The sequence below is a fragment of the Glaciihabitans sp. UYNi722 genome, from assembly GCF_040549465.1.
GTDB lineage: Bacteria > Actinomycetota > Actinomycetes > Actinomycetales > Microbacteriaceae > Lacisediminihabitans.
In genome coordinates this window covers 78,088-98,491 of sequence record NZ_JBEPTL010000008.1, presented here as the reverse complement: position 1 = coordinate 98,491, position 20,404 = coordinate 78,088, and the positions used below count along the sequence as shown (strand labels likewise).

Annotated in this window: 16 protein-coding genes and 1 pseudogene; 6 read left to right on the top strand and 11 right to left on the bottom strand. The window is 60.3% G+C overall.

Going from position 1 to position 20,404, the window contains the following annotated elements:
• Nucleotides 1–206 precede the first annotated feature (206 nt).
• From ABIB56_RS07980 to ABIB56_RS07945, 8 genes are all read right to left on the bottom strand, one after another.
• The gene (locus ABIB56_RS07980; RefSeq protein WP_354568617.1) at nucleotides 207–2,372 is read right to left on the bottom strand and encodes a type IV secretory system conjugative DNA transfer family protein; all 2,166 of its coding nucleotides are present in this window, start codon (nucleotides 2,370–2,372) and stop codon (nucleotides 207–209) included.
• Nucleotides 2,356–2,598 carry a hypothetical protein gene (locus ABIB56_RS07975; protein ID WP_354568616.1) on the bottom strand — a complete coding sequence of 81 codons (243 nt, stop codon included), beginning with the start codon at nucleotides 2,596–2,598 and terminating at the stop codon, nucleotides 2,356–2,358. The genes ABIB56_RS07980 and ABIB56_RS07975 overlap by 17 nt, the downstream gene beginning before the upstream one ends.
• A 161-nt stretch (nucleotides 2,599–2,759) precedes the next feature.
• Complete coding sequence (locus tag ABIB56_RS07970) at nucleotides 2,760–2,963, bottom strand: hypothetical protein (protein ID WP_354568615.1); 204 nt, start codon at nucleotides 2,961–2,963, stop codon at nucleotides 2,760–2,762.
• A 3-nt stretch (nucleotides 2,964–2,966) separates the two neighbouring features.
• Complete coding sequence (locus tag ABIB56_RS07965) at nucleotides 2,967–3,563, bottom strand: MT-A70 family methyltransferase (protein WP_354568614.1); 597 nt, start codon at nucleotides 3,561–3,563, stop codon at nucleotides 2,967–2,969.
• A 226-nt stretch (nucleotides 3,564–3,789) separates the two neighbouring features.
• Entirely contained in the window at nucleotides 3,790–4,512 is a 723-nt protein-coding gene (locus tag ABIB56_RS07960) for a hypothetical protein (protein WP_354568613.1), read from the bottom strand.
• Nucleotides 4,509–5,591, bottom strand: a complete 1,083-nt coding sequence (locus ABIB56_RS07955) for a hypothetical protein (RefSeq protein WP_354568612.1) — start codon at nucleotides 5,589–5,591, stop codon at nucleotides 4,509–4,511. The genes ABIB56_RS07960 and ABIB56_RS07955 overlap by 4 nt, the downstream gene beginning before the upstream one ends.
• A 5-nt stretch (nucleotides 5,592–5,596) precedes the next feature.
• Entirely contained in the window at nucleotides 5,597–6,376 is a 780-nt protein-coding gene (locus ABIB56_RS07950) for a hypothetical protein (RefSeq protein ID WP_354568611.1), read from the bottom strand.
• An 851-nt stretch (nucleotides 6,377–7,227) separates the two neighbouring features.
• Nucleotides 7,228–7,587 carry a hypothetical protein gene (locus tag ABIB56_RS07945; RefSeq protein ID WP_354568610.1) on the bottom strand — a complete coding sequence of 120 codons (360 nt, stop codon included), beginning with the start codon at nucleotides 7,585–7,587 and terminating at the stop codon, nucleotides 7,228–7,230.
• Here ABIB56_RS07945 and ABIB56_RS07940 point away from each other — a divergent pair.
• From ABIB56_RS07940 to ABIB56_RS07930, 3 genes and pseudogenes are all read left to right on the top strand, one after another.
• Entirely contained in the window at nucleotides 7,555–10,602 is a 3,048-nt protein-coding gene (locus ABIB56_RS07940; RefSeq protein WP_354568608.1) for a hypothetical protein, read from the top strand. The two genes, ABIB56_RS07945 and ABIB56_RS07940, sit on opposite strands and share 33 nt — an antisense overlap.
• Nucleotides 10,603–10,843: 241 nt before the next feature.
• Nucleotides 10,844–11,011, top strand: a pseudogene (locus tag ABIB56_RS07935) (hypothetical protein); the annotation flags it as partial.
• Between the two features lie 219 nt (nucleotides 11,012–11,230).
• Nucleotides 11,231–12,487 carry a type IV pilin protein gene (locus tag ABIB56_RS07930; protein WP_354568607.1) on the top strand — a complete coding sequence of 419 codons (1,257 nt, stop codon included), beginning with the start codon at nucleotides 11,231–11,233 and terminating at the stop codon, nucleotides 12,485–12,487.
• Nucleotides 12,488–12,718: 231 nt separating this feature from the next.
• Here the strand turns inward: ABIB56_RS07930 and ABIB56_RS07925 are convergent, their stop codons facing one another.
• From ABIB56_RS07925 to ABIB56_RS07915, 3 genes are all read right to left on the bottom strand, one after another.
• On the bottom strand, nucleotides 12,719–12,868 hold the full coding sequence (locus tag ABIB56_RS07925; RefSeq protein WP_354568606.1) for a hypothetical protein: 150 nt from the start codon (nucleotides 12,866–12,868) through the stop codon (nucleotides 12,719–12,721).
• 373 nt (nucleotides 12,869–13,241) lie between these two features.
• The gene (locus tag ABIB56_RS07920; RefSeq protein WP_354568605.1) at nucleotides 13,242–13,727 is read right to left on the bottom strand and encodes a DUF3846 domain-containing protein; all 486 of its coding nucleotides are present in this window, start codon (nucleotides 13,725–13,727) and stop codon (nucleotides 13,242–13,244) included.
• 148 nt (nucleotides 13,728–13,875) lie between these two features.
• Entirely contained in the window at nucleotides 13,876–14,217 is a 342-nt protein-coding gene (locus ABIB56_RS07915; protein ID WP_354568604.1) for a YlcI/YnfO family protein, read from the bottom strand.
• 382 nt (nucleotides 14,218–14,599) lie between these two features.
• Here ABIB56_RS07915 and ABIB56_RS07910 point away from each other — a divergent pair, with 382 nt between their 5' ends.
• From ABIB56_RS07910 to ABIB56_RS07900, 3 genes are read left to right on the top strand one after another with little or no spacing between them, the layout of a single operon-like run.
• On the top strand, nucleotides 14,600–16,180 hold the full coding sequence (locus ABIB56_RS07910) for a class I SAM-dependent DNA methyltransferase (RefSeq protein WP_354568603.1): 1,581 nt from the start codon (nucleotides 14,600–14,602) through the stop codon (nucleotides 16,178–16,180).
• Nucleotides 16,177–17,268 carry a restriction endonuclease subunit S gene (locus tag ABIB56_RS07905; protein ID WP_354568602.1) on the top strand — a complete coding sequence of 364 codons (1,092 nt, stop codon included), beginning with the start codon at nucleotides 16,177–16,179 and terminating at the stop codon, nucleotides 17,266–17,268. Before ABIB56_RS07910 ends, ABIB56_RS07905 begins: the two co-directional genes overlap by 4 nt.
• Complete coding sequence (locus tag ABIB56_RS07900; RefSeq protein ID WP_354568601.1) at nucleotides 17,265–20,402, top strand: type I restriction endonuclease subunit R; 3,138 nt, start codon at nucleotides 17,265–17,267, stop codon at nucleotides 20,400–20,402. The genes ABIB56_RS07905 and ABIB56_RS07900 overlap by 4 nt, the downstream gene beginning before the upstream one ends.
• The last annotated feature ends 2 nt before the right edge of the window (nucleotides 20,403–20,404 follow it).

Genomic DNA, 20,404 nt, shown 5'->3' with positions numbered 1-20,404 from the left:
ACCTCCAGACCAGCTGGGGTTGGCCTCCGCACGGGTGAGAAAGTGATCCCTGGAAACAGGGAGAGTCCCATCCCAGTTCGAGCCTGGAGCCGCACAACTTCGCCCCTGCCCAGCGGTGTCCATCGTCGTGAGCGGAACAGCGACCGGACAGGCGACCGGACATATGACGACAGTGGTCAAGTGGGCGCTTCGGGCAATGGCGGCATTCATGATCGCCTCGCCTTCACGCTGCCTACAGGATCGGGCTCGCTGAGTATGTCGCCCGACTCGGACGCGGAGACTGGTTCGGCCTTCTGTACTTGTCCCCACTGGTCGCGGCTCCTCTGGCGAACAATGTGTCCGTCGTGCAGGGCGGCTGTTGGGGCGAGGGTGCGGGCGGAGAACCAGCCTGCGGGTGCTCCGTCATCTACGACGTTCGCGTAGACGTCGTAGGGCTTCAGCGCCATGAAGTCCTCAGCCACCAATCCAGGTGCCATTCTCGCGAGGTCACGCGCATCGTCCGGCCCAAGGCCGAACACGACTTTGTTGCGCGCGTTGGCGTCGAAGGCAGAGCGCATCTGCGCTGGTAGTTGGTCGCGAAACTGGTGCGCCAGATTCCAACTCACTCCGTAAGAACGGGAGGTAGCGAGAGCATCAGCGATAGAGGTTGGCAGGTGTAGGAATTGTTGCACCTCATCGATGTAGATCGCGGCAGGGCGATCCAGCGGTCTGCTTTCCGCTGCCCGTTCCAGAGTTGCCATCCACAGCTCGGCCACAACGAGGCTGCCGAGCAGCTGTGCGGCACCGGGGCCGAGCAGGGCGTCGTTGAGGGGAACGAGCACGGCCTTACCTTCTCGGAAGACATCCCGCAGCCGGAATCGTGGGCGCGGTTGCCCAAGCACTGCGGCCAGGTTCTTGCGGAGCACGAACTTGCGCAGTTTGTTCATGGGCGCAGCGATAATCTGAGCCCTCGCTCCCAGCGAGAGCTCCTCAAATCCAGCCCAGAACGAAGCCAACGTCTGATCGCCAGCTATGGCCCCGATCACCGAACGGCGGAAGGGGGCGTCGGTGAGCAGTCGTGGCAGGTCGAGCAGTGTGTAGGGGTCGCTTCGTGCCTCGCCTGCCGTGGCCAGCGACAAGAGCCCTGCGTGTAGCAGGTCTTCGGTGCGCGGTCCCCATCCGTCTTCGAACACTGCTTTGAAGGCGCTTAGAATGCCATCGACCACTACGTCCTTGTTGCGACCCTCAGCGTCAAGTGGATTGAAGCCCACAGGGTTTGCGTCCGCAGCATCAATGATCACGACACGGTCGGCCAACTGGGCGGGCACTCGTTCGGAAATGAAATCGACAAGCTGACGTTTCGGGTCGACTAGCACAAGTGGTCGCCCGACCGTAATGTCCTGGGCAATCAGCGAGGCGAACACCATCGACTTGCCCGAGCCCGTTGGGCCTGTGACCACGAGGTGTTGCATTCGCCCGGGCGTTCGGATGCCTACGAGGCGAGTGTCACCCTGAGCGCTCGCGGTCGCAAATACGTTCTCCGTTGTCGAGAGGGACGCCGGGGCTGGCACGAGTCGCGGGTGATGAGGAGGAAGTCCGGGAAGTTCTTGGTCCCCGACTGGCCATGCAATCAGAGGGAGAAGTTCCGCAACGGAGACACGCATTGGCCAACGTGACGGGATGAACGCGGTATTGAGCCGCCCGACATCTTCGCGGACAAGCTGCAACCGAACACCGGGGCTTTGCGCGGTCGCCATCGCGCCGACGAGCTCGACCACAAGGCGTTTGCGTCTTTCAGGTGTTCCTGCACTTGCGCCGATCCGGATGCACATATCGAGGGTCGGTTGCTCCGCAGTGGCCTTCATTCGGGAGCGCATTTCTGGCGGCGCGACTTGTTTCCCGTAACTCAGGGATTTCCAGAGCGGCGCGCTCGGGTCGGTGACCTTCGTCGGCAACGCACGTGGCGGATGGCCGAGGCCGATGATTACTTGAACGACCGCTGTTTCACCTTGGCGGCGAGCACCGAACGCGGAAAAGATTGCACGAACTGTCGTATCGGCACCGTCGACACGGATAGGCAAGCCATGCGGGTGGATGCCGATGTGGCCACCGGCCTCCACCGGCGAACGAACACCTGGCTGTGTCGCCACGCTGCGGATGCCAGGCACAAGGTCCCGGAGAAGGCGCGCGAGGTGTTCGGCGGCGAAAGGGTGAACGCCAAGGAGATAGGCGATTCCGTCGTCGGTCACGCGTGTTTCGAGGATGAGTGGGATTGGGGCGTCGGGCTGGGCAAGTCGTGCCAGGAGTTCCCCAACATTGTCGGCCTTCAATGGCGACGGCAGGTGCAGACGCAGGAACATCGGTGGGATCTTCGCGTTACGAGGAGGCGTCATGATCAACCTCCTCTTCTGAAGACGGAGAGGCAACGACGTTGGGGTACACCAGGGGGTGCTCGTTCTGCGCGTCGGCTTCGGCTTGCGCGGACGCGAGGGCTCGTTCTCGAGCCATCCCGCTGACGATCTTCGCTATCTCGCCTGGCCGCAGGTGCTCGTTGCGCATGCTCGTGACCCAGATGTTCGTCTCGCTCTTGTGGCGATACTCACGATTAGTTCGACTCATTGTGGCCAACCTCCTTTCCTTGTACCGAGCAATTGGTGCTGTCGGGGCGGAAAACTCGGGGTTTGAGATCGGGAAGCCTGTTATGAACTCATCGTGTTGAGTTGTCAAGCGTTGTTGTCGATTCCGCAACGACCTAACGGGGGTGAACAAGCTCATCCTTCTCACCACCGGTTCCGTCTGGCACGCATGATGGCAACCAGCGCCCAGATAGCGGCAACCAGCACCGCGATGGGGACGATCCAGCCCCAGAATTGCGCTAAGAACTGCAGCGCAACCCAGAGCGCGATGATGCCTCCGAGGAGCAGCAAGCAGAGGTCGAAGAAGCGCTGTGCAATGTTCTTTGGGGTGGGTTCTTTGTCGGCCATGAGTCATCGCTCCTGTTCTCCGGTGAAGTCGCTCGGCACTGGGTATCCGGGAATCGTGATGTCGCTAGAGCACTGATCGCCCCATATCGACCAATTTGAGTGGCTGTTCGGACGTTGCCGCGCGAACAGCTCCAGGTATGGCCCGTCGAGGACGCGTTCGATTAGGGGGATCATTTCCTCGGGCTTGTGGGAGTGTTCCTGCCGTGGGAACTGCAACGTCGAGCGTTGGCCACGGAACTTGAAGGGCGCCTTCCCGCGAGTGCCGTGGAGGAGCAACTCGTGGGAACCGCGGAAATAATTTCCAAGTCCCATGTAGTACTTATCCCAGGCGGCATTCGTTTTGTACTCGAAGCCCCAAGCTTTCATGACTTCAAGGCCTGCCGGGAGGGCGGCGTTGGTGACCCAGAGCAGCAGGGTGGCGTTGTCGTCTGCGAGTTCAGCGACCGGCATGTTCTTGATGCGGTCGAGGGTCATCAGCTCGTAATGTCGGACTGCCCCGCGGGCACCTTTCTGAGAAATGTCCCAGGGCGGGTCGGCATAAATTACTTTGAATCTCTTGCTCGGCGTGACCAGCTCGGTGGCCGTGTTGGTGGTGTTCATCGTGTGGTTCCTCCTTTCATTTCCGTACCTCTGGCAGCACGGAGCGCGTGTTGCTGGGTTGGACGTATGGTTATGGGCGCTCGGTCAAGTTCGCGCAATGTTCCGGTCGCTCCTGCAGTAGAGGGATGCGACAAGTGATCGGAATACCGGCCAACAGAGGTGACGTCATCAAGAGCGTCGTGATCCGTGGCGGCGATCCTTGGTGTTGTGGAATTGGCAACGATGTTCACTTTGGCGCCTCCTCTGCGGCAGAATCGCGGTCGGGCGTGCCGATGAAGCGGCGTCCGCGGCGACCGACAGTCAGCTCACCGAACAGGGCGCGAGCGACCGCACCTGGCCGGTCGCCGTGACCGATCCGCAAGCTGACGATGTCATCGCCCAGAAGCTCCGCCGGAGGGTCCGCGTTCAGCCCTATGGCCAGTACGGCCCCCGGGAAGCTGCGAAGCCGGTCAAGGATGTTGTCGTTGTCGAACAGCTGCCAATCCGTCAGCACGACCAGCCGAACCTCGTGCTTGGGGAGGCTCACCGCGATCTCCTCCGCCCGAGCGAGACTGGGGCCGAGGACACTCGAACCAGCAGCAAAGCGCGGCACACGCAGGCCCTGGGTGAGGTGCTGTTGGAACGTGAAGCTTCGTAGCTTGCCCGGGTCAACGTCCCCCCGGGGAGAGTCGAAGTGCAGAACTCCGGCCAGGCACTTCCCGCACGAGCACCACTCTTGGAGTGCTTCGAACGCTAGTAGTGCCTCCTGGTAGCGGTTGCCGACAGGGTCGCCCCCGCCCGGCAGCGACACCGACCCGGAGTCATCAAATATGGGGAGCACCAGCCGGGGCTGACGAGGGCAGAACCCCGGCCAGCCCAGCTCAATCGCCGCCGCCTCCTTCTTCGGCTTGACCTGTCGTGGCACCTCGCCCACGAGGGCGCTGGGTTGCAGGCGCGGTGTGAGGCTCATGCGCCGCTCCCGTCGTCGCGGGCACGACGTCCGACAACGGGCTCCGGCTCGGTGGCCGGGCCGTGTCCTGCGACGCCCGGGTTGCGGCGCAGCACGCGATGCTTCAGTCCCTCATAGGTGAGCAGTGCCGCCTGTCCACGGACCTCGTGCTCGTCGCGGATCGACTCGTCCTCCGCCTGCTTCTCCAGCGCGACTCTGAGTGGCTGGCTGCCGGCCAGGGCTGTCTGTCGTTTGATGGTGCGTTCGTAGTCTTTCTCGGCGGTGTCGATCGCGTCCGCGATCTCATCGGTGACGGTGTAACTGGAGATGAAACTCGCCGTGGCGATACCAGCAGCCAGCGCCCCGTAGACAAGTCCCGAGAGTGGCCCATCAATGGTGGACCGCAACGCAAAAATCCCAGATGAGATCAGCAGGCCCACCGTCGCGCCCGTGTAGACGAGGGCTTTGACGAAGTGTTTGCCGTCATCGGTGCCGACGAACAGGTGCGCGAAGAGCTCCTGCTGTGGAGTGAGGTCGGTGCGCTCGATCTTCCGCTTGCTGGCCATCCGCAGATCTTTGACCTCGCCCCCAACCAGCCCTGCCGTGACGACGGCGACACCGGCAGCTAACGCCTGGACGAGCGCCAGCTCAGGGATTTCGCCGTAGTAGATTTGTGCCCCCGCCTGGCCTGCTACATCACCGAGCAGCAGCAGTCCGGTGCGCACCATGAACCACCCCTTCTGGCCCTGCTTGCGGCGTACGAACGGGCTCAACGTTGCGATGGTGCGCTCGAGACGGCGCTGGGCGCGTTTGACCAGGCGGCGGTGTCGGCGGCTGAGGCGCTCAGCCGTTTCAGCCTGTACTTTTAGCCCCGAGTGGGCGATCAGTGCCGGGCGGGACTGTGCGATGCCTTCCGCTTTCCAGAGCGGTTCCTGCTCGCGCCCGAAGGCATCCAGCTCGTTCTCGACATGAAGGCCTGGCCCGGCCAGGCCGTCGATGCGGTGTGCCTCATCGACCTGCTGCAGGCTGAGGTTGCTGTATTCGGTGACCCGCTCATCAGTGGGGTCGGAGGAGCCGTGGGTGTTCTTAGTTTTTGCCATCTCGGTCACCGCACTGCCGTGTAGTCGGTCACGGAGACACAGGTTTTTGCGGTGGTCTTTAGGCACAGGGCGTTGTAGAACGCAACCAGCCCTTCGACCAGAGGAGATGGTGCAGGGTCGCCGTCAACGCGGCCAAGACCCGCGACGGTAATGATCGCGCCCGGCAGTGCCGGGACGCTCACTGTGCCGGCCAGGTCGGTAGCCTGTGCTGGAGTGAGCACCTGCGACTGCAGGTCGGTGCCGATGTTGTTCAGACCGTCGGTCAGCAGGTAAAGGTGCAGGGTATAGCCGTCGCCAAGCTGCGCCGCATATTCGCCAGCCAGTCGGTAGACGGAAGTGATGTCCGAGCCGCCGTTCGGTAGCGCGGCAATGGCCGCACCGTACTTGGCGGTGATATCGGCCATGACTTTTTCGACTAGAGGATCAACTCGGCGCAGACGCGCGTTATCGGTCGCACCCGGCAACGTCAGGTCGCCGTCGTAGATGGTGACCGTCGCCCCGCTGGAGGTGGAGAAAGCGCGAACGAGAAGGTGGCCACCGCAGATAGCGGTGCGCCGCACCACGTCTGCGGTGATCGACAGTCTCTCGGTCGAGATTGCCTCGTCCGAGCTTGAGCCGCTGCCATCGATCTCATCGTCGGCGGCGATCTGCTTGTTGGGAGTGCAGGCGGCAAGGATGGCGTGGTCGCCGGACTGCGCGCCTGGTGAACTGGCGGTAGAGCAGCCCGCGAGAATAAAGACGAGTAATACGCCAAATACGGCGGACCGGATCAGTTTTGAGTACATTCGGTATGTCCTTTTGTTGGAACGGATTGTGTGGTGACGGTGATTGACGAGTTGGCCAGGCCACGCCTGGCCGACTCCTCAAGAGGGTGAGTCAGGGGTAAGAGCGGAACTGCTGGTCGGTCTGCTCCTGAGCCCGCTGCGCTATGAGCTCTTCGAACGAACAGGGGGAGGTTTCGATCAGGTGACTTTCGAGCGGATCCGGGGTTGTGGTGAGGTTTGTTCGGCCATGGGCTCTCTTTTTCAGTGAGGTTGGCGGCATGTCTTCATCCCGCTAGTTCCACCCTTCGCTCGCACCCATGCCACAGGTCAGCGAGTGCCGCCATAGACGCCGCCAATGCACGCCAAGCGCCGCCATACTGGATGTTGTGGCGATTTCTGATCGAAAAACACTGCTTGTGAAGGAACTCGATGAGCTCCGGCAGCGAACGATTGAACTGGCTCAGCTGGCGTCCGGCGGTTACGCTGCGAAGCCGTTTCCCGTTCTCAAAGAGCTGCTCGTCAGGTCGCCCTACAGTGACCGTGCGCTCGTCGAGGGACTTCGCGATCTGCTGGGTGAGGCGGCACTGCGATGCGCGAACCCCACCGCCACACAAATGCTGTTCGGGTTGGATGACTTCCCCGGCACCGCGACCGACCGGGCCGAGCGAGCGCTGGCGGAGGTTGGGCGCAGGGAGGCTTCTGCCGAGACCAAGACCAGGGTGATCCGGGGACTGCGGCATGACCTCGCTGCCCAACTCATCGAGGTTGATGGTGAACGTTCTGTGGAACTGGATACCCCTCGGCGAGATGCCTCGAAGTCGGACGCGCTCGTTAGCAAGCTGCTTCGCTGGTCGGATCGGCTGGTGGCTGACCTATCGGCCCAGTTCCACGTTGGCTCCGGCGATGGAGATGATGGCGTTTGGCAATCCCTCTACGTGAGACGGCGCGTTGAGCCGACGCTCCTCGAACGTCTTGGCGAGGTTGAGCATCGTCCCCAGATCGTGCGAGGCGATGCCGGTGTTGGGAAGTCGAGCCTGCTGTGGGGGCTGCACCGCGCCCTCAGCGCTGAGCCCGAAGTATGCGTCGTGTTCGTGTCCGCCACTTGGATCTCCGCCCAGGTTGGTGAGGTTGGTGCTTTCACGGTGGAGCAGATCGCGGAGGGTGTCCAACTTCTGTCGCTCGAGCATCAGCGAGTTGTCGTGCTTCTGGACACCGCCGACTTGCTGCTCCATTCCGAGCTTTCGCAACAACTGATGGCGGACCTGATCGGCTTCCTGGTTGACCTGCGGGCGGGCCTTATCATCGCGACTCGGCCACTGGAAGCCGAGCAGGGGCTTTCACCCAATATCGGATCGTACGAAACGCTCGGCCCCTATGACGACACTGAGATGGCAGTTGCCGTCGATCGGCTGGCGCGGCGTTTTGTCCCGAATCATCCGGTATCCGAAGCGCTGGCCATCGTGACCACGGCAGTCACGCGGGAGCTGCCGATCAGTGACATTTGCACCTCTCCGCTGTTGCTTCGGATGCTGTTCGAGCTTTCGGACGGCAATCTGCCTGCGATGGAGCTTGACGTGACGGGGCTCTACCTTCGCTACTGGGAGCATCGGGTCCGCGATGACCGGAGGATGGTGCGCCGCACCCGCGAACGAACCGGCCGAGATCTGAGCGCGGTGGTGCGTGCGTGCGCCGTCGTCATGCTGGCGATGGGTACCCCCGAGCCGCAACTATCGGTGCTGACAGAACTTTTGGAGCAGCTTGCGTCCGCGCCGAACGGGACCCAACTGTGGGCAGGGGCGCAGGCGCTCGAAGAGATGATCGCCCGGGGGATTTTGGAGGCAGCCGGACCTCGGGTCAAGTTCTTCCACCAGACCATGTTTGAGTTTGCGGCTGCGATGGAAATGATGAGTCGAGATCCTGGCGGCGAGCTGGCGCGTCTCACCGACTTCCTGGTCGACTATCCGACTGACCTGTTCCGAGGAGCTGTTCTGGAACAATCGCTCGTCTTGGCATCGCGAAATCCGCTCGCGGTACGCGACGTTAATGCTTCCGTCTCCCGGCTGCTCGCGGCGGGTCATGTCGCGCTGGAGAGCATCGCCCTTTCGACCTGGGCACACTACCCGGGCGCGGTAGAGGTACCGAGTGGATCGCTCGCGACTGTCTCGACAACGGCGTTGGTTCGCGTGGCGCAGATTGTTCCCACGGTGGCGGATGTCACGATCACCGACAAGCTGCGCGTCCTGCGGTTGGTGTGGACTGCCAGCAACACCCGAGCAGCCACGGTAACTATCCAGGCGCTTGCGCGCTTACTGCGGGCGCACCCATTTGAGGTTTACGAGTTCTACTTGAGCACCCAATGCCTTGACTGGGTTCTCGGCCCCGGCTCGGCAATGTTGGCAAACACTGAGAGCTTATTTGCTCTGATCACCGGGCTTATCACGGCCGAACCTGAACGCATACGTGCGGATGCCATCCGATTGCTCGCCGGACTTTCAGGGACAACAGTGGCGGTAACCTTCCTGAACCGATTGGCGCACGAGTGGCCGTCGATCCGGAGCACGGAGTTCGCTGAAGAGATCGTCACCGTCATCTCGCACAATCAAGCTAAGGCGGGCGACACCCACGGGCGAAGTATTCGTCGGTCATTGGGCGCGATCATCAGCGCCGAACTTATCACTGTGCCCGCTGCGCGACGCGCGCATTTCTGGTACGAACTGGCGAGGAGTACCCGCGATGCCATCATTCAAAACGATACAGACGTGCGTGCCGGTGCTCAGCTGTTTGTGCTCGCCGATCACCTCGAAGCGTGTGACGACGCCCAAGAGATAGAGATCATCTACGAGATCCTGTTGACGATCGATGCGGTGAAGGCTCCGCGAAAATTGACCGCCAACTTCCTTGCACCACTTCTCGAACGAAAATCGCTGGCGCGAGATCACCTCGTCACACGACTTGCGACCATGTTGGAAGCCCTGCCGGTCGCCCCCAATACCGTCGGAGCGGACGGCGGCGTCTGGGCTTCGGTCGCGCGCAGCGCGTTAGAAGATAACCGAGTTCCGGTCTGTGTAGTCGCCGCAGTTCTCCGGATCGTCCCGGGTTCGCGTCAGAGGCTTTACTCGAATCGCGACTACGCGATCTCGCTGCTGCCTGCCGCAGTCCGGTCGGGAGACTCGGATGCGCTCCGCGTTCTTGCGGGCATCGTGGACGGCTCGATCGAGACAGACGACGCGAGCCTGACCAAGCTCTTGCAAGAAGCTCGCGTTCATATCAACGAGGACGCCACTTTAGCGAGCGCCTATGTTGCGTTGGCTGTAAACCGCAGAGAAGTGGGACTGTTGACGACGACAGCAGATGTCCCCACAGCGCGAGTCGCGCTGCTCAGCTGGGCCGCGAGTCTGCAAAGGATAGTGAACGAGCTTCTCAGGAGCAACGGTGGGCGTCAGCGGGACGCTGTGGGCTTGTGGAGCGCGCTTCAGAAAGCCGCAGTTCTTACGCCAGACGTACGCGAACTTGACGGAGCCATCGCCGTCGTGACCGACCCTGTCGCACGCTCAGTGATCATCGGCATGCTCCCGGAGGCAGCGAAACCGGCCACCTCAGACGACGCGCTCGGTGTCCTCGCTCGCTATGGCTCATACGACATCGAATCGGCCCGGTTCCAACCAGCAGACGGTCGGAAGATCCAGCTTCCTGTGCTCGATGCCGCGGCAGTGGCGTGGCTGCGCATACTCAGCGAGCACGGTGCCCCAACCAATGTCACCTCAAGTGCGATTATCAGCCTGTGCGTTCGGTCGAGAGAGAATCAAGGCAACACTCCCGACGTGGCTGGATTCCGCTCTGCAAACCGGTACATGACGCGCCTGGCCCAGGAAGGTCATGGGGAAGAAGCGGCGGCGACCTTGGTGTTAGTCGGCCGCGCACTGACCCGGGCCGGCTTTAGCGTGAAACAGCAACGCACTGCCTCCAACATGGTGCACTACGCGATCCGGAAAGTTGTCGCCGCTGCAAGCTCCACGCAACTCGGAACGATCATCGATGCCTTCCCCCAGATGACTCCGGTGCTGAGCATCTTCATCGCCCGAGCAGCTTTACAGACCCATCCGTCCGGCGCATTTGAAAGGCTCGAGCGGATTCTGGCGGAAAATCTTCCCGAGGGACTTGCGGAGCCAGTGGCCACCGACCTTCGTGAGCGGAGCAGGTTTGGCGGTAGCTCGGCTATGCCGGGCTTCATGCATCCGGCAGATTAACCCAAGACATGTATTCGGATGGATTTAGAAAGCCCCATCGCAGTGTGAGGTGGGGGCGGTGAACTTCATTCCGCGACAACTCTTACGTCTCCGACATGAGTCCATCTTTCGGTGAGGTTGATCGCGTGGATACCGGCCTCAAAATACGTCTCGAACCGCGCCTGATTCTCGAACCAAGCCCTCGGACCCGCAACGGTCTGAACCTCGATCTTGTAAAGCGACGTTCGCCGTCAACGGTCCTTCTGGTGTCACCGTCGATACCTCGGGCACTGTTTATGTGGCGGACCCAGGCAACCAGCGGCTTAGCAAGACTAATTCCAGCAGTGCGGTCTCCACCTCGGCTGGTTCGGGGGCAGGGGCCTTCGCTTACGGCTCGGGGACGAGCGCACAGGTCTACTTCTCTCATTGACGTCGTCGACGATCCGCTCGCGACCGTTCACATCGCCTGGGTCATGCCCGTGTGGCCGACATGGTCGCTCGGAGCGACCTTTCTTGACAGTCGGCTCTATGCCAAGCTCAGCGTCAGCCGCAACAACTTCGTCGAGATGGACATCCACTGGGCAGATGAAGAAAGCGCGAGTTCACGCGCTCGACCGCTCCTCGATCGGGGAGACGCTCGAGAAGCCTCTTGACCGAATTCCGCTCATGCTTCATAGTCATGCTCAGAATGTTGGCAGCACCATCAAAACCACTTCCTAAGCATGACAGTCGACGTGGTTTCACCATCGTCGAGCTCCTCATCGTCATCGTGGTTATTGGCATCTTGGCCGCCATTACTATCGTTGCCTATAACGGGGTTACTGGTCGAGCAAACGTCTCGGCTGGTCTCTCGAATGCTCAGCAAGCGGGTAAGAAGCTTGCTATCTATGCACTTTCGAACGGCTCAACCCTGCCCGCGGATAAACCGAGTCTCGGTAGCCAGGCTGGCATTACTGATAGCACTAATGCCACCTATCAGTACACCTTAAACTCGACCGTTTCACCCAACTCGTACTGCCTAACAGTTACAACCGGGAGTACCTCTACCCAAGTAGCTGGCTTTGCTGATGGCAACATTGGGCAACCAGTACCTGGTCCGTGTGCTGGGCACACTGGGACAGCACCAACAGCCCTCGCTGACGGCAGTAGTTGCCCAAACGGCTACATCGTCGTGCCAGGTTCCAGTTTATATGGCACAAAAGCCTTCTGTGCCATGAAGTATGAAGCTAAGAACGGTGGTTCAAATAACGCTGTGTCAACGCCTGCTGGTAGTCCCTGGGTTAACATTTCTCAAACTAGTGCCTTGACCATCGCGACAGCTGCCTGTTCAGGCTGTCACCTCATTACCGAGTCTGAATGGCTGACCATTGCCCAGAACGTCTTATCTGTTGCCAGTAACTGGAGTGGAGGAGCCGCAGGCTCGGGATACATCTACTCTGGCCATAATGACAGCGCCCCTAATAATGCGCTCGTAGCTGATACGAACGATGCCAACAGTTACAGCGGTGAAACCAATACCGGCGGTAACCAACGCCGCACGCTAACCCTGACGAATGGACAAGTGATCTGGGACCTAGCCGGCAATGTCGGAGAGTGGACGAGTGGCACCATTACAACAGGACAGCCTGGTTCCAGTGGCTACGCCTGGCGTGAGTGGAATGCTCTGGCTACCAACGGGTCGCTCACACCTAACCCGCTCCCATCCTTCGGTACACCGGCTGCCAGTGGCTGGACTTCGGCGCAAGGTATCGGGCAGGTCACTTCCAACTCGGACGAAGCAGCCCTCCATAGTTTTGAGGCTGGTAGCAATTGGAACGGTACGAACACTGCTGGTGTCTTGGCGCTGTTTTTAGGCGCTACGCCCAGCGATACGTATGGCGTTATCGGGTTCCGTGTGTCCCGCTGATACAGACCTTGGTTCTGGAACGACTAGCTGACGGCGGCGATCTGAAAAAGGTTCTGGGATTTCGGCCCAGCCTGGTTCATTGGTGGGCAGAAATAATCTGTGGGAGTGGCGTGGTCGAAGAGCTGCCGACATTCTGGCGATGACGGAGCATGAGCGCAGATGAGTCAAGAGCGACAACACCCGATTTTGGGCAGAGTTCTCCCGACCCAAGATGTTTTGCGCGTTTTTTGGCTAGCGCTTCTGCTGGCTCTTCGCCCTGGCAAGTCGGACGGCGCGAGCGTTCACGCGGTCCGATACCAGGGGAAGAAACCGAACAAGGAAGACTCCAAGTCCGGTCAGCAGAGGCGTCACGAGAGCCAGATCCACAAGGATGCTGTGCATAACGCGACCTCCCCTCTTGGGTGGGTGTCAGTCATCTCGACTGACGCGACCGCAGCACGAATAGCTGCGGAGTTGTGATGCCTTGCGGGCACAAAAAAAGCCGGTCAATGACCGGCAGAAAAATGGGCGCGATTACCACGCGAGACAACAGGACAGGCACCGCGGCGGCCAACTCACGCGTGACACGCCGATGGGCAGCATCGAACGCGAGAAGCTGCGCGGGCTTCTTATCAAAGAATCCCCGGTCGATGGCCGAGGATTCGGGGGCAGTTCATGAGCGCAAGTTCACTCCAACAAATCTGCGGATGGTGTGACCGCTTAGCCCTCTTGATATGAAATGTCCCTGCAGCATTTGGCTGCAGGGGCGTTGGTGTCACGCAGGCGTGACGCGTACTTCTCGGATCTGGCTCCATCGTTCCTGGAGGTTGATCGCACCGATGGCTGCTTCAAAGAAATCATCGAAGTAGCGGCCGTTCTCGTACCAATGAGCAGGGTCGTCGTTGGTGCTGACCTCGATTGTGAAGCGACCGTTGTGCTGCAACTGGCGAGCTAGAAAATCTGGCAGGGCAGTTGTGCTGCCGTGACCGCGAGTCGATCCAATCAGCACGACGTCACCGACCAGGATGTCGTGCCCCCGCATCTCCGGGTGGAGTAACCACCAGAGGCAGGTTGCTCGCCGGTTGACCGGCAGCTGGCGCATTTTGCCTTCTTCGTTGGCGTACATGGTGAGATGCGCGTCGGCGAGATAGACAGGTTCGACGTAGCCGCCGACCGCGGCCTGGTAGTCCTCGAGAACTCCGAACTGGTGCTCGAAAACGGCTACTCGTGTTTCGTGCGGGATGACAATGCCAGTGACCATGATGATCACGCTCCTTTCGTGGAGGGTCACTTCAGCCGGTTGGCTGAAGAGTTCCCTCCGCGAAGCGGCACGAACATTTGGTTGGGCGACGAGAGCCCTGGTGGCGAAGCTATGAAAGCCTCCAGCCGACCAGGGTCTCGTCCTTCGGTCAGCTGCCTGGAGTTTTGTCCTTGGCAGCGTCACGACTCGAGGGAGTGACCTTCTTGGCGGGCTCCTTGGCAAAGATTGCCTCGATGGCGTTGCGCCTGGTTTGTGCCTCGCGCTCGATGTCCGCCCGGACCGTCTCGGCACGCTTGAGCACTTGCGGATCGGACTTGCTGCGTTCGATCCAGTACTCAAGCGAGAGACGGATTTCTTCTGTGACACTGCGGTCGTTCAGTTGGGCGATGACGTCCAACTGCGCACGCAGGTCATCGGTGATGCGAACCGCAAGGGTGCGCATCTGACTTGTGGCTCCCGCGTATTGCGGGATTCCGGATGTCTCACTCATGTGAGCCACCTCCTCATTCTTGATGCGGCCGACGAACCGGGATGGTTCCTCTGCAAGCCGCACGGCAATGAGGAGTGGACCTCGAATTATGTTCCGATGCCCGCAGGGTTCAATCTTCCGATCGCGAACTTGTGTTGTAGAAATTGTCACGATCTTGAGTCATCGCGCTTGGGATTCGTGCGCACCAGGGTTTAACGAAAGTGCCGATCGTGTTATAACTAGGGCAGATTGCAGCGTCCGGTTCGAGGGAACTTCCGGCTGCAAGTGAAACCGACTCGCGGGCCAACCTGAACAAGGCTCCCTGTCGCAGCCCGCCGGTATCGTTTGATCAGGCTTGAGGAATATTAACGCGCACACCTCGGTGTGGAGGAGAAGACCACGTATGGCTCGAACAGCGAAACCGAAACAGGCAAAGACCCTGGAGCAGCGCCTCTGGGATGCTGCTGACGCGCTGCGCGGGAACCAGGAACCATCCGAATACAAGCACGTCGTGCTCGGCCTAGTCTTCCTCAAGTACATCTCCGACCGATTCGAAGAGCGCCGGAAAGCGATCGAGATCACGCTAAGTGACCCCGACTCCGATGACTACATTCCGAACGAAGTTCGGCGCGACCAGTTCATTGAAAGCCGCGACGAGTACACCAGCCACAACGTCTTCTGGGCTCCCGCAGACGCACGCTGGGACTCCATTCAGGCGAAGGCCAAGCTGCCAAGCATCGGTCAAGACATCGACAAAGCGATGGATCTAATCGAGAAGGAAAACCCGATCATCCGCGGTGTCCTTCCACGCAATTACGGCCGCGAAGGACTCGACAAGGGCCGACTTGGACAACTCGTCGACCTTATCGGTTCAATTGGCTTCACAGAGACCGACGACCACGGAAGCGACGACGTGCTCGGCCGTGTCTATGAATACTTCCTGGGCCAGTTTGCCGGCAAAGAGACAGGCAAGGATGCCGGCGCGTTTTACACACCGCGTTGGGTCGTTCGATTGCTCGTCGAAATGCTAGAGCCTTACAAGGGACGCGTCTATGACCCAGCCGCTGGCTCGGGCGGCATGTTCGTCGAGTCCTCGAAGTTCGTGAAGGCCCATGGTGGCAAGCGCACCGACCTTTCCGTTTACGGTCAAGAGTTTACGGACGCAACCTGGAAGCTCGCCAAGATGAACCTCGCCCTGCGTGGCATCGAGGCCGACATGGGCGACCGTTCCGCAGACTCCTTCACGCAAGACTTGCACCCAGATCTGCGCGCCGACTTCGTCATCGCCAACCCACCCTTCAACGTATCGAACTGGTGGGACGCGAAGCTCGCCGACGATCCACGTTGGAAGTACGGCACCCCACCCGAGGGCAACGCTAACTTCGCCTGGGTACAGCACTTCCTCTACCACTTGGCCCCGAATGGCTCGGCAGGGTTCGTGTTAGCCAACGGATCACTTAGTTCAAAAACGAGTGGCGAAGGCGAGATTCGTCGCAAGCTGGTCGAAGCCGACCTGGTGGACTGCATCGTTGCGCTGCCCGAGAAGCTCTTCTTCAACACAGGAATCCCTGTGAGTATTTGGTTCCTCTCCAAGAACCGTCACGGTAACGGCCACCGCGAGCGTCGAGGCGAAACGCTGTTCATCGACGCCCGCAAACTCGGAAGCATGGTTAGTCGCAAGTTGCGTGAGCTGACTGAGGCTGACATCGCCAAGATCTCCGGTACGTATCACTCGTGGCGCAACCACGACGGTGGCTACGCGGATACCTCTGGCTTCGCAAAGTCCGCCACTCTCTTAGAAATTGAGAAGCACGACTTTGTGCTCACGCCGGGTCGCTATGTCGGGGCGGAGGATGTCGAGGCAGACGAAGAGCCGACTGAGGAGAGAATCGAGCGACTCACGAACGAGTTGTTTAGCGAGTTCGAGGGTGGCCGCAAGCTCGAGGACCAGGTCCGTGCACGGCTCGGAGGGCTCACGTCGTGACATCTCCCGTCGGATGGAAATCGACAACCTTGTCGCAATTCGTGGACTTGCAGCGCGGGTTTGATCTGCCGAGCCATAAGCGAGTGCCGGGTCGGTACAAGGTAATCTCATCAGGGAAATCATCCGGCAGCCACAACGAGGGGCCGGTCAAAGGCCCCGGGTTCGCCATTGGGCGCGCGACGAATCTCGGCCGCCCCACTTGGTCCGATGACGACTACTGGCCATTGAACACTGTCCTCTTCGTCAAGAGTTTCCGGGACAATGACCCGAAATTTGCGTACTACATATTTGAGAATTTGGATCTCAGCGGATACAACTCCGGCAGCGTTCAGCCGATGCTCAATCGCAATCACATTGCGAACGTTGAGATCCAGATTCCGGACGTTCCAAAGCAGCGCGAAATCGCCGCCACGCTGAGTGCGCTCGACAATAGGATTGGATCAAATCGAAGGATAGTCGAGCTAGTTCCTCGGTTGGTTGCAGCCCATGTCGCTAAGTCTCTCTCCAGAGACAGCGAATCGATTCCGATCACGAGACTCGCCCAATTCGTGAACGGTGGCGCCTACACAAAAGGTGCGTCCGGAGCTGGACGCATGGTGCTGAGGATTGCAGAGCTGAACTCTGGCCCTGGTAATTCGACTGTCTACAACGACATCGAAGTGCCTGACGAAAAGACCGCGCGCGCCGGGGACCTTCTCATGTCGTGGTCTGGAACGCTGGGTGTCTACCGCTGGTTTCGACACGAAGCGATCATCAACCAGCACATCTTCAAGGTGATCCCGACCGGCTTTCCAGGCTGGCTCGTGTTCGACCGCTTAGAGGCTGCTATGCCGGTGTTTCGAGGGATCGCTAAAGACAAAGCGACGACGATGGGTCATATCCAGCGCGGTCACTTGGAGTCGACGACTGTCAGCATTCCTTTGCCCGAGGAGATCGAGAGACTTGATGCTGCACTTGGCCCGCTTTGGGAGCGGTTGCTGCTCACCGAACGTGAGAACGTCAAGCTAGCGGCTCTGCGTGATGCACTTCTTCCGTTGCTTCTCTCGGGTCGCATCCATGTCCCCGAGGCAGAGGAGGTGCTGGCATGAGCAACCTCAATGAGTCGACAGTCGAAGATGCTGCGCTGGAGTACCTTGCACAGCTCGGGTTTCAGACCGCGTGGGGGCCGAGTCTCGCGCCTGGTGAGCCCGGCGAGGAGCGCACCTCCTTCGAGCAGGTCTACTTGCGTACCCGGCTCCGGTCAGCGGTTCGGCGCATCAACCCCGGCACCGATGGCGCGCTGATCGACGAAGCAATCAAGCGGTTGGGCAGAGCAGAGTCGCAGAACCCCGTCGCGGAGAACTTCCGTGTTCACGAACTCATCACGGAGGGCGTGCCTGTCGAGCATCGTGGTGCAGACGGAGCAGTGCGCACCATCCGGATCTCGCTCATTGACTACGACGAGCCAAGCAACAACGACTGGGTCGCGATCAATCAGTTCACGATCATCGAAAACGGCAAGAACCGCCGACCTGACGTGATCGTGTTCGTCAACGGCATTCCGCTCGGCCTGCTCGAGTTGAAGAATCCGACCGATGAGCACGCGACCCTGAGGGGTGCGTGGAACCAGCTTCAGACGTATCGTCACGATATTCCTTCGCTGTTCGTACCGAACGCAGTGGCTGTCATCTCTGATGGCACGAGTGCGGCGATGAGTTCATTCACTGGCGGCTTCGAGCATTTTGCTCCGTGGAAGACCGTCGATGGACGCGAAGTCGTGACGAATCTTCCTGCCCTCGAGGTGCTCATCAAGGGAATCTTCGACCAGCGCCGCTTCCTCGACATCGTGCGCAACTTCGTGGTCTTTAGCGAAGAGACCGTGACCGAAAAGAAGACAAGTCAGAAGATCAAGGCGCTGATCAAGCGCGTCACGAAGTACCACCAGTACTGGGCAGTCAACGCAGCCGTCGAGTCCACCGTGAAGGCCTCGGGCGTTGATGGCGACCGACGCGGTGGTGTGGTCTGGCACACTCAAGGGTCAGGCAAAAGCTTCGAGATGGTGTTCTTCGCCGCGAAGATCATGCGTGATCCCCGCATGCAGAACCCAACGCTGGTGTTCATCACCGACCGAAACGATCTCGACGATCAGCTCTTCGGCGAGGTCTTTGCGCCCGCCGAGATCTTGCCGGAGAAACCGGTTCAGGCGGATACCCGTGCTGGACTTCGAACGATTCTTCGTCGCGCCTCCGGCGGTATTGTCTTCACGACGCTGCAGAAGTTCCGCCCCGGTGAGGATGGGGACACCAACCCTGTGCTGACTGACCGCCGCAACGTGGTGGTGGTCGCAGATGAAGCGCACCGCTCGCAGTACGGCTTCGGTGAGACACTCGCCGCCGATGGCACGCTCAAAGCGGGCCTGGCGAAGCACATGCGAGATGCTTTGCCCAACGCGACCTACCTCGGCTTTACTGGAACGCCAATCGAGTCCAACGACAAGTCGACCAAGGCCGTGTTCGGCGATTACGTTGACATCTACGATCTGACCCGCGCCGTCGAGGATGGGGCCACGGTCAAGATCTACTACGAATCGCGTTTGGCCAAAGTCGAGCTCAGCGTTTCGGACTATCAGGCACTGGACGATCTGGCCGACGAGATCACCGAGCAAGTCGAAGAGAGCGCCGCCTCGAAAGCGAAGTCGCGCTGGTCTCGCCTGGAAGCGATCGTCGGTGCCGAGGAGCGACTCGACATGATCGCGCGCGACATTGTCGAGCACTGGGAGAAGCGACGTGAGGCCCTATTCGGCAAGGGCATGATCGTGACGATGTCGCGCCGCATCGCGGTGCGCCTCTACGAGAAGATCGTCGCCCTTCGACCCGACTGGTATTCCGACGACCCAGCCGAAGGCAAGATCAAGGTCGTCATGACCGGCTCAGCCGCCGACCCCGCAGATTTCCAGCCGCACATCTACTCCAAAGACATCCGCAAGGACCTAAAGGCACGCGCCAAGAATCCCGATGACCCGCTCGAGCTGGTGATCGTGCGCGACATGTGGCTGACCGGCTTCGACGCGCCGTCAATGCACACCATGTACGTCGACAAGACGATGCAGGGTGCCGGACTTATGCAGGCCATCGCGCGCGTCAACCGCACCTTCCGCGACAAGCCGGGCGGGCTCGTTGTCGACTACATCGGGGTCTTCGCGAACCTTCAAGAGGCGCTCGCTGAGTACTCGCCATCCGACCGCGACCAGGCCGGGGTTCCGATTGAAGAACTCGTCGCCGTTCTGCTCGAGAAGCACGACGTGATTCGCGGTCTGCTCCACGGTTGCGACTACGACGCGTCACCGACTCTTTCCGCGTCCGAGCGTCTGGCGCAGTACGCCAAGGTGCTCGACTTCGTCATGGCCGAACCCGACCGAACGACCCGCTACAACGACCAGGTGCTCGCACTGGCGAAGGCCTATGCACTGACCGGAGCGACCGAGGAAGCTGCCGAGATTCGCGATGAAGTTCGGTTGTTCACTGACGTGCGCGCCGCGATCCTCAAGATCCTCAATCCGGACTCTGGTCGAGGTGGCTCTGGCGCAGTGGAGATCGACACTGCGATCAGTCAGCTCGTCAACGAGGCGGTCGCCGCCGACCAAGTGATCGACATCTACAAGCTCGCTGGAGTCGAGACTCCCGACCTTTCCATCCTTTCTGATGAGTTCCTTGACGCCCTCGCCGGCAAGGATCGACCGAACCTGCAGATGGGTCTCCTTCGTCGACTGCTCAACGATCAGATCCACACAGTTCAGCGCACCAACCTGGTGCAGGCGAGGAAGTTTTCGGAGCAGCTCGAGGAAGCGATCAACAAATACACCAACCGATCCCTCACGACCGCCGAAATCATTGCTGAGCTGGTCAAGCTCGCCAAGCAGATGCGCGACGACGCCAAGCGCCATGAAGAACTCGGCTTGGCGGAAGACGAGATTGCTTTCTACGACGCCATCGCCACCAACGACTCTGCAGTGCTCGATCTTGGTGACGAAGTGCTCAAAAAGATCGCCTGCGAACTCGTGAATGCTGTTCGTGCCAGCGCGACGATCGACTGGAACCTCAAGGACAGCGTTCGCGCCGCGATGCGCGCGAAGGTACGGCGGCTGCTCGCCAAGTACGACTACCCACCAGATGCCGAAGACCGCGCGGTGGAACTTGTGATCGAGCAGGCTGAGCTGTTTGCTACCAACGGGGCTGGTGAATAGAG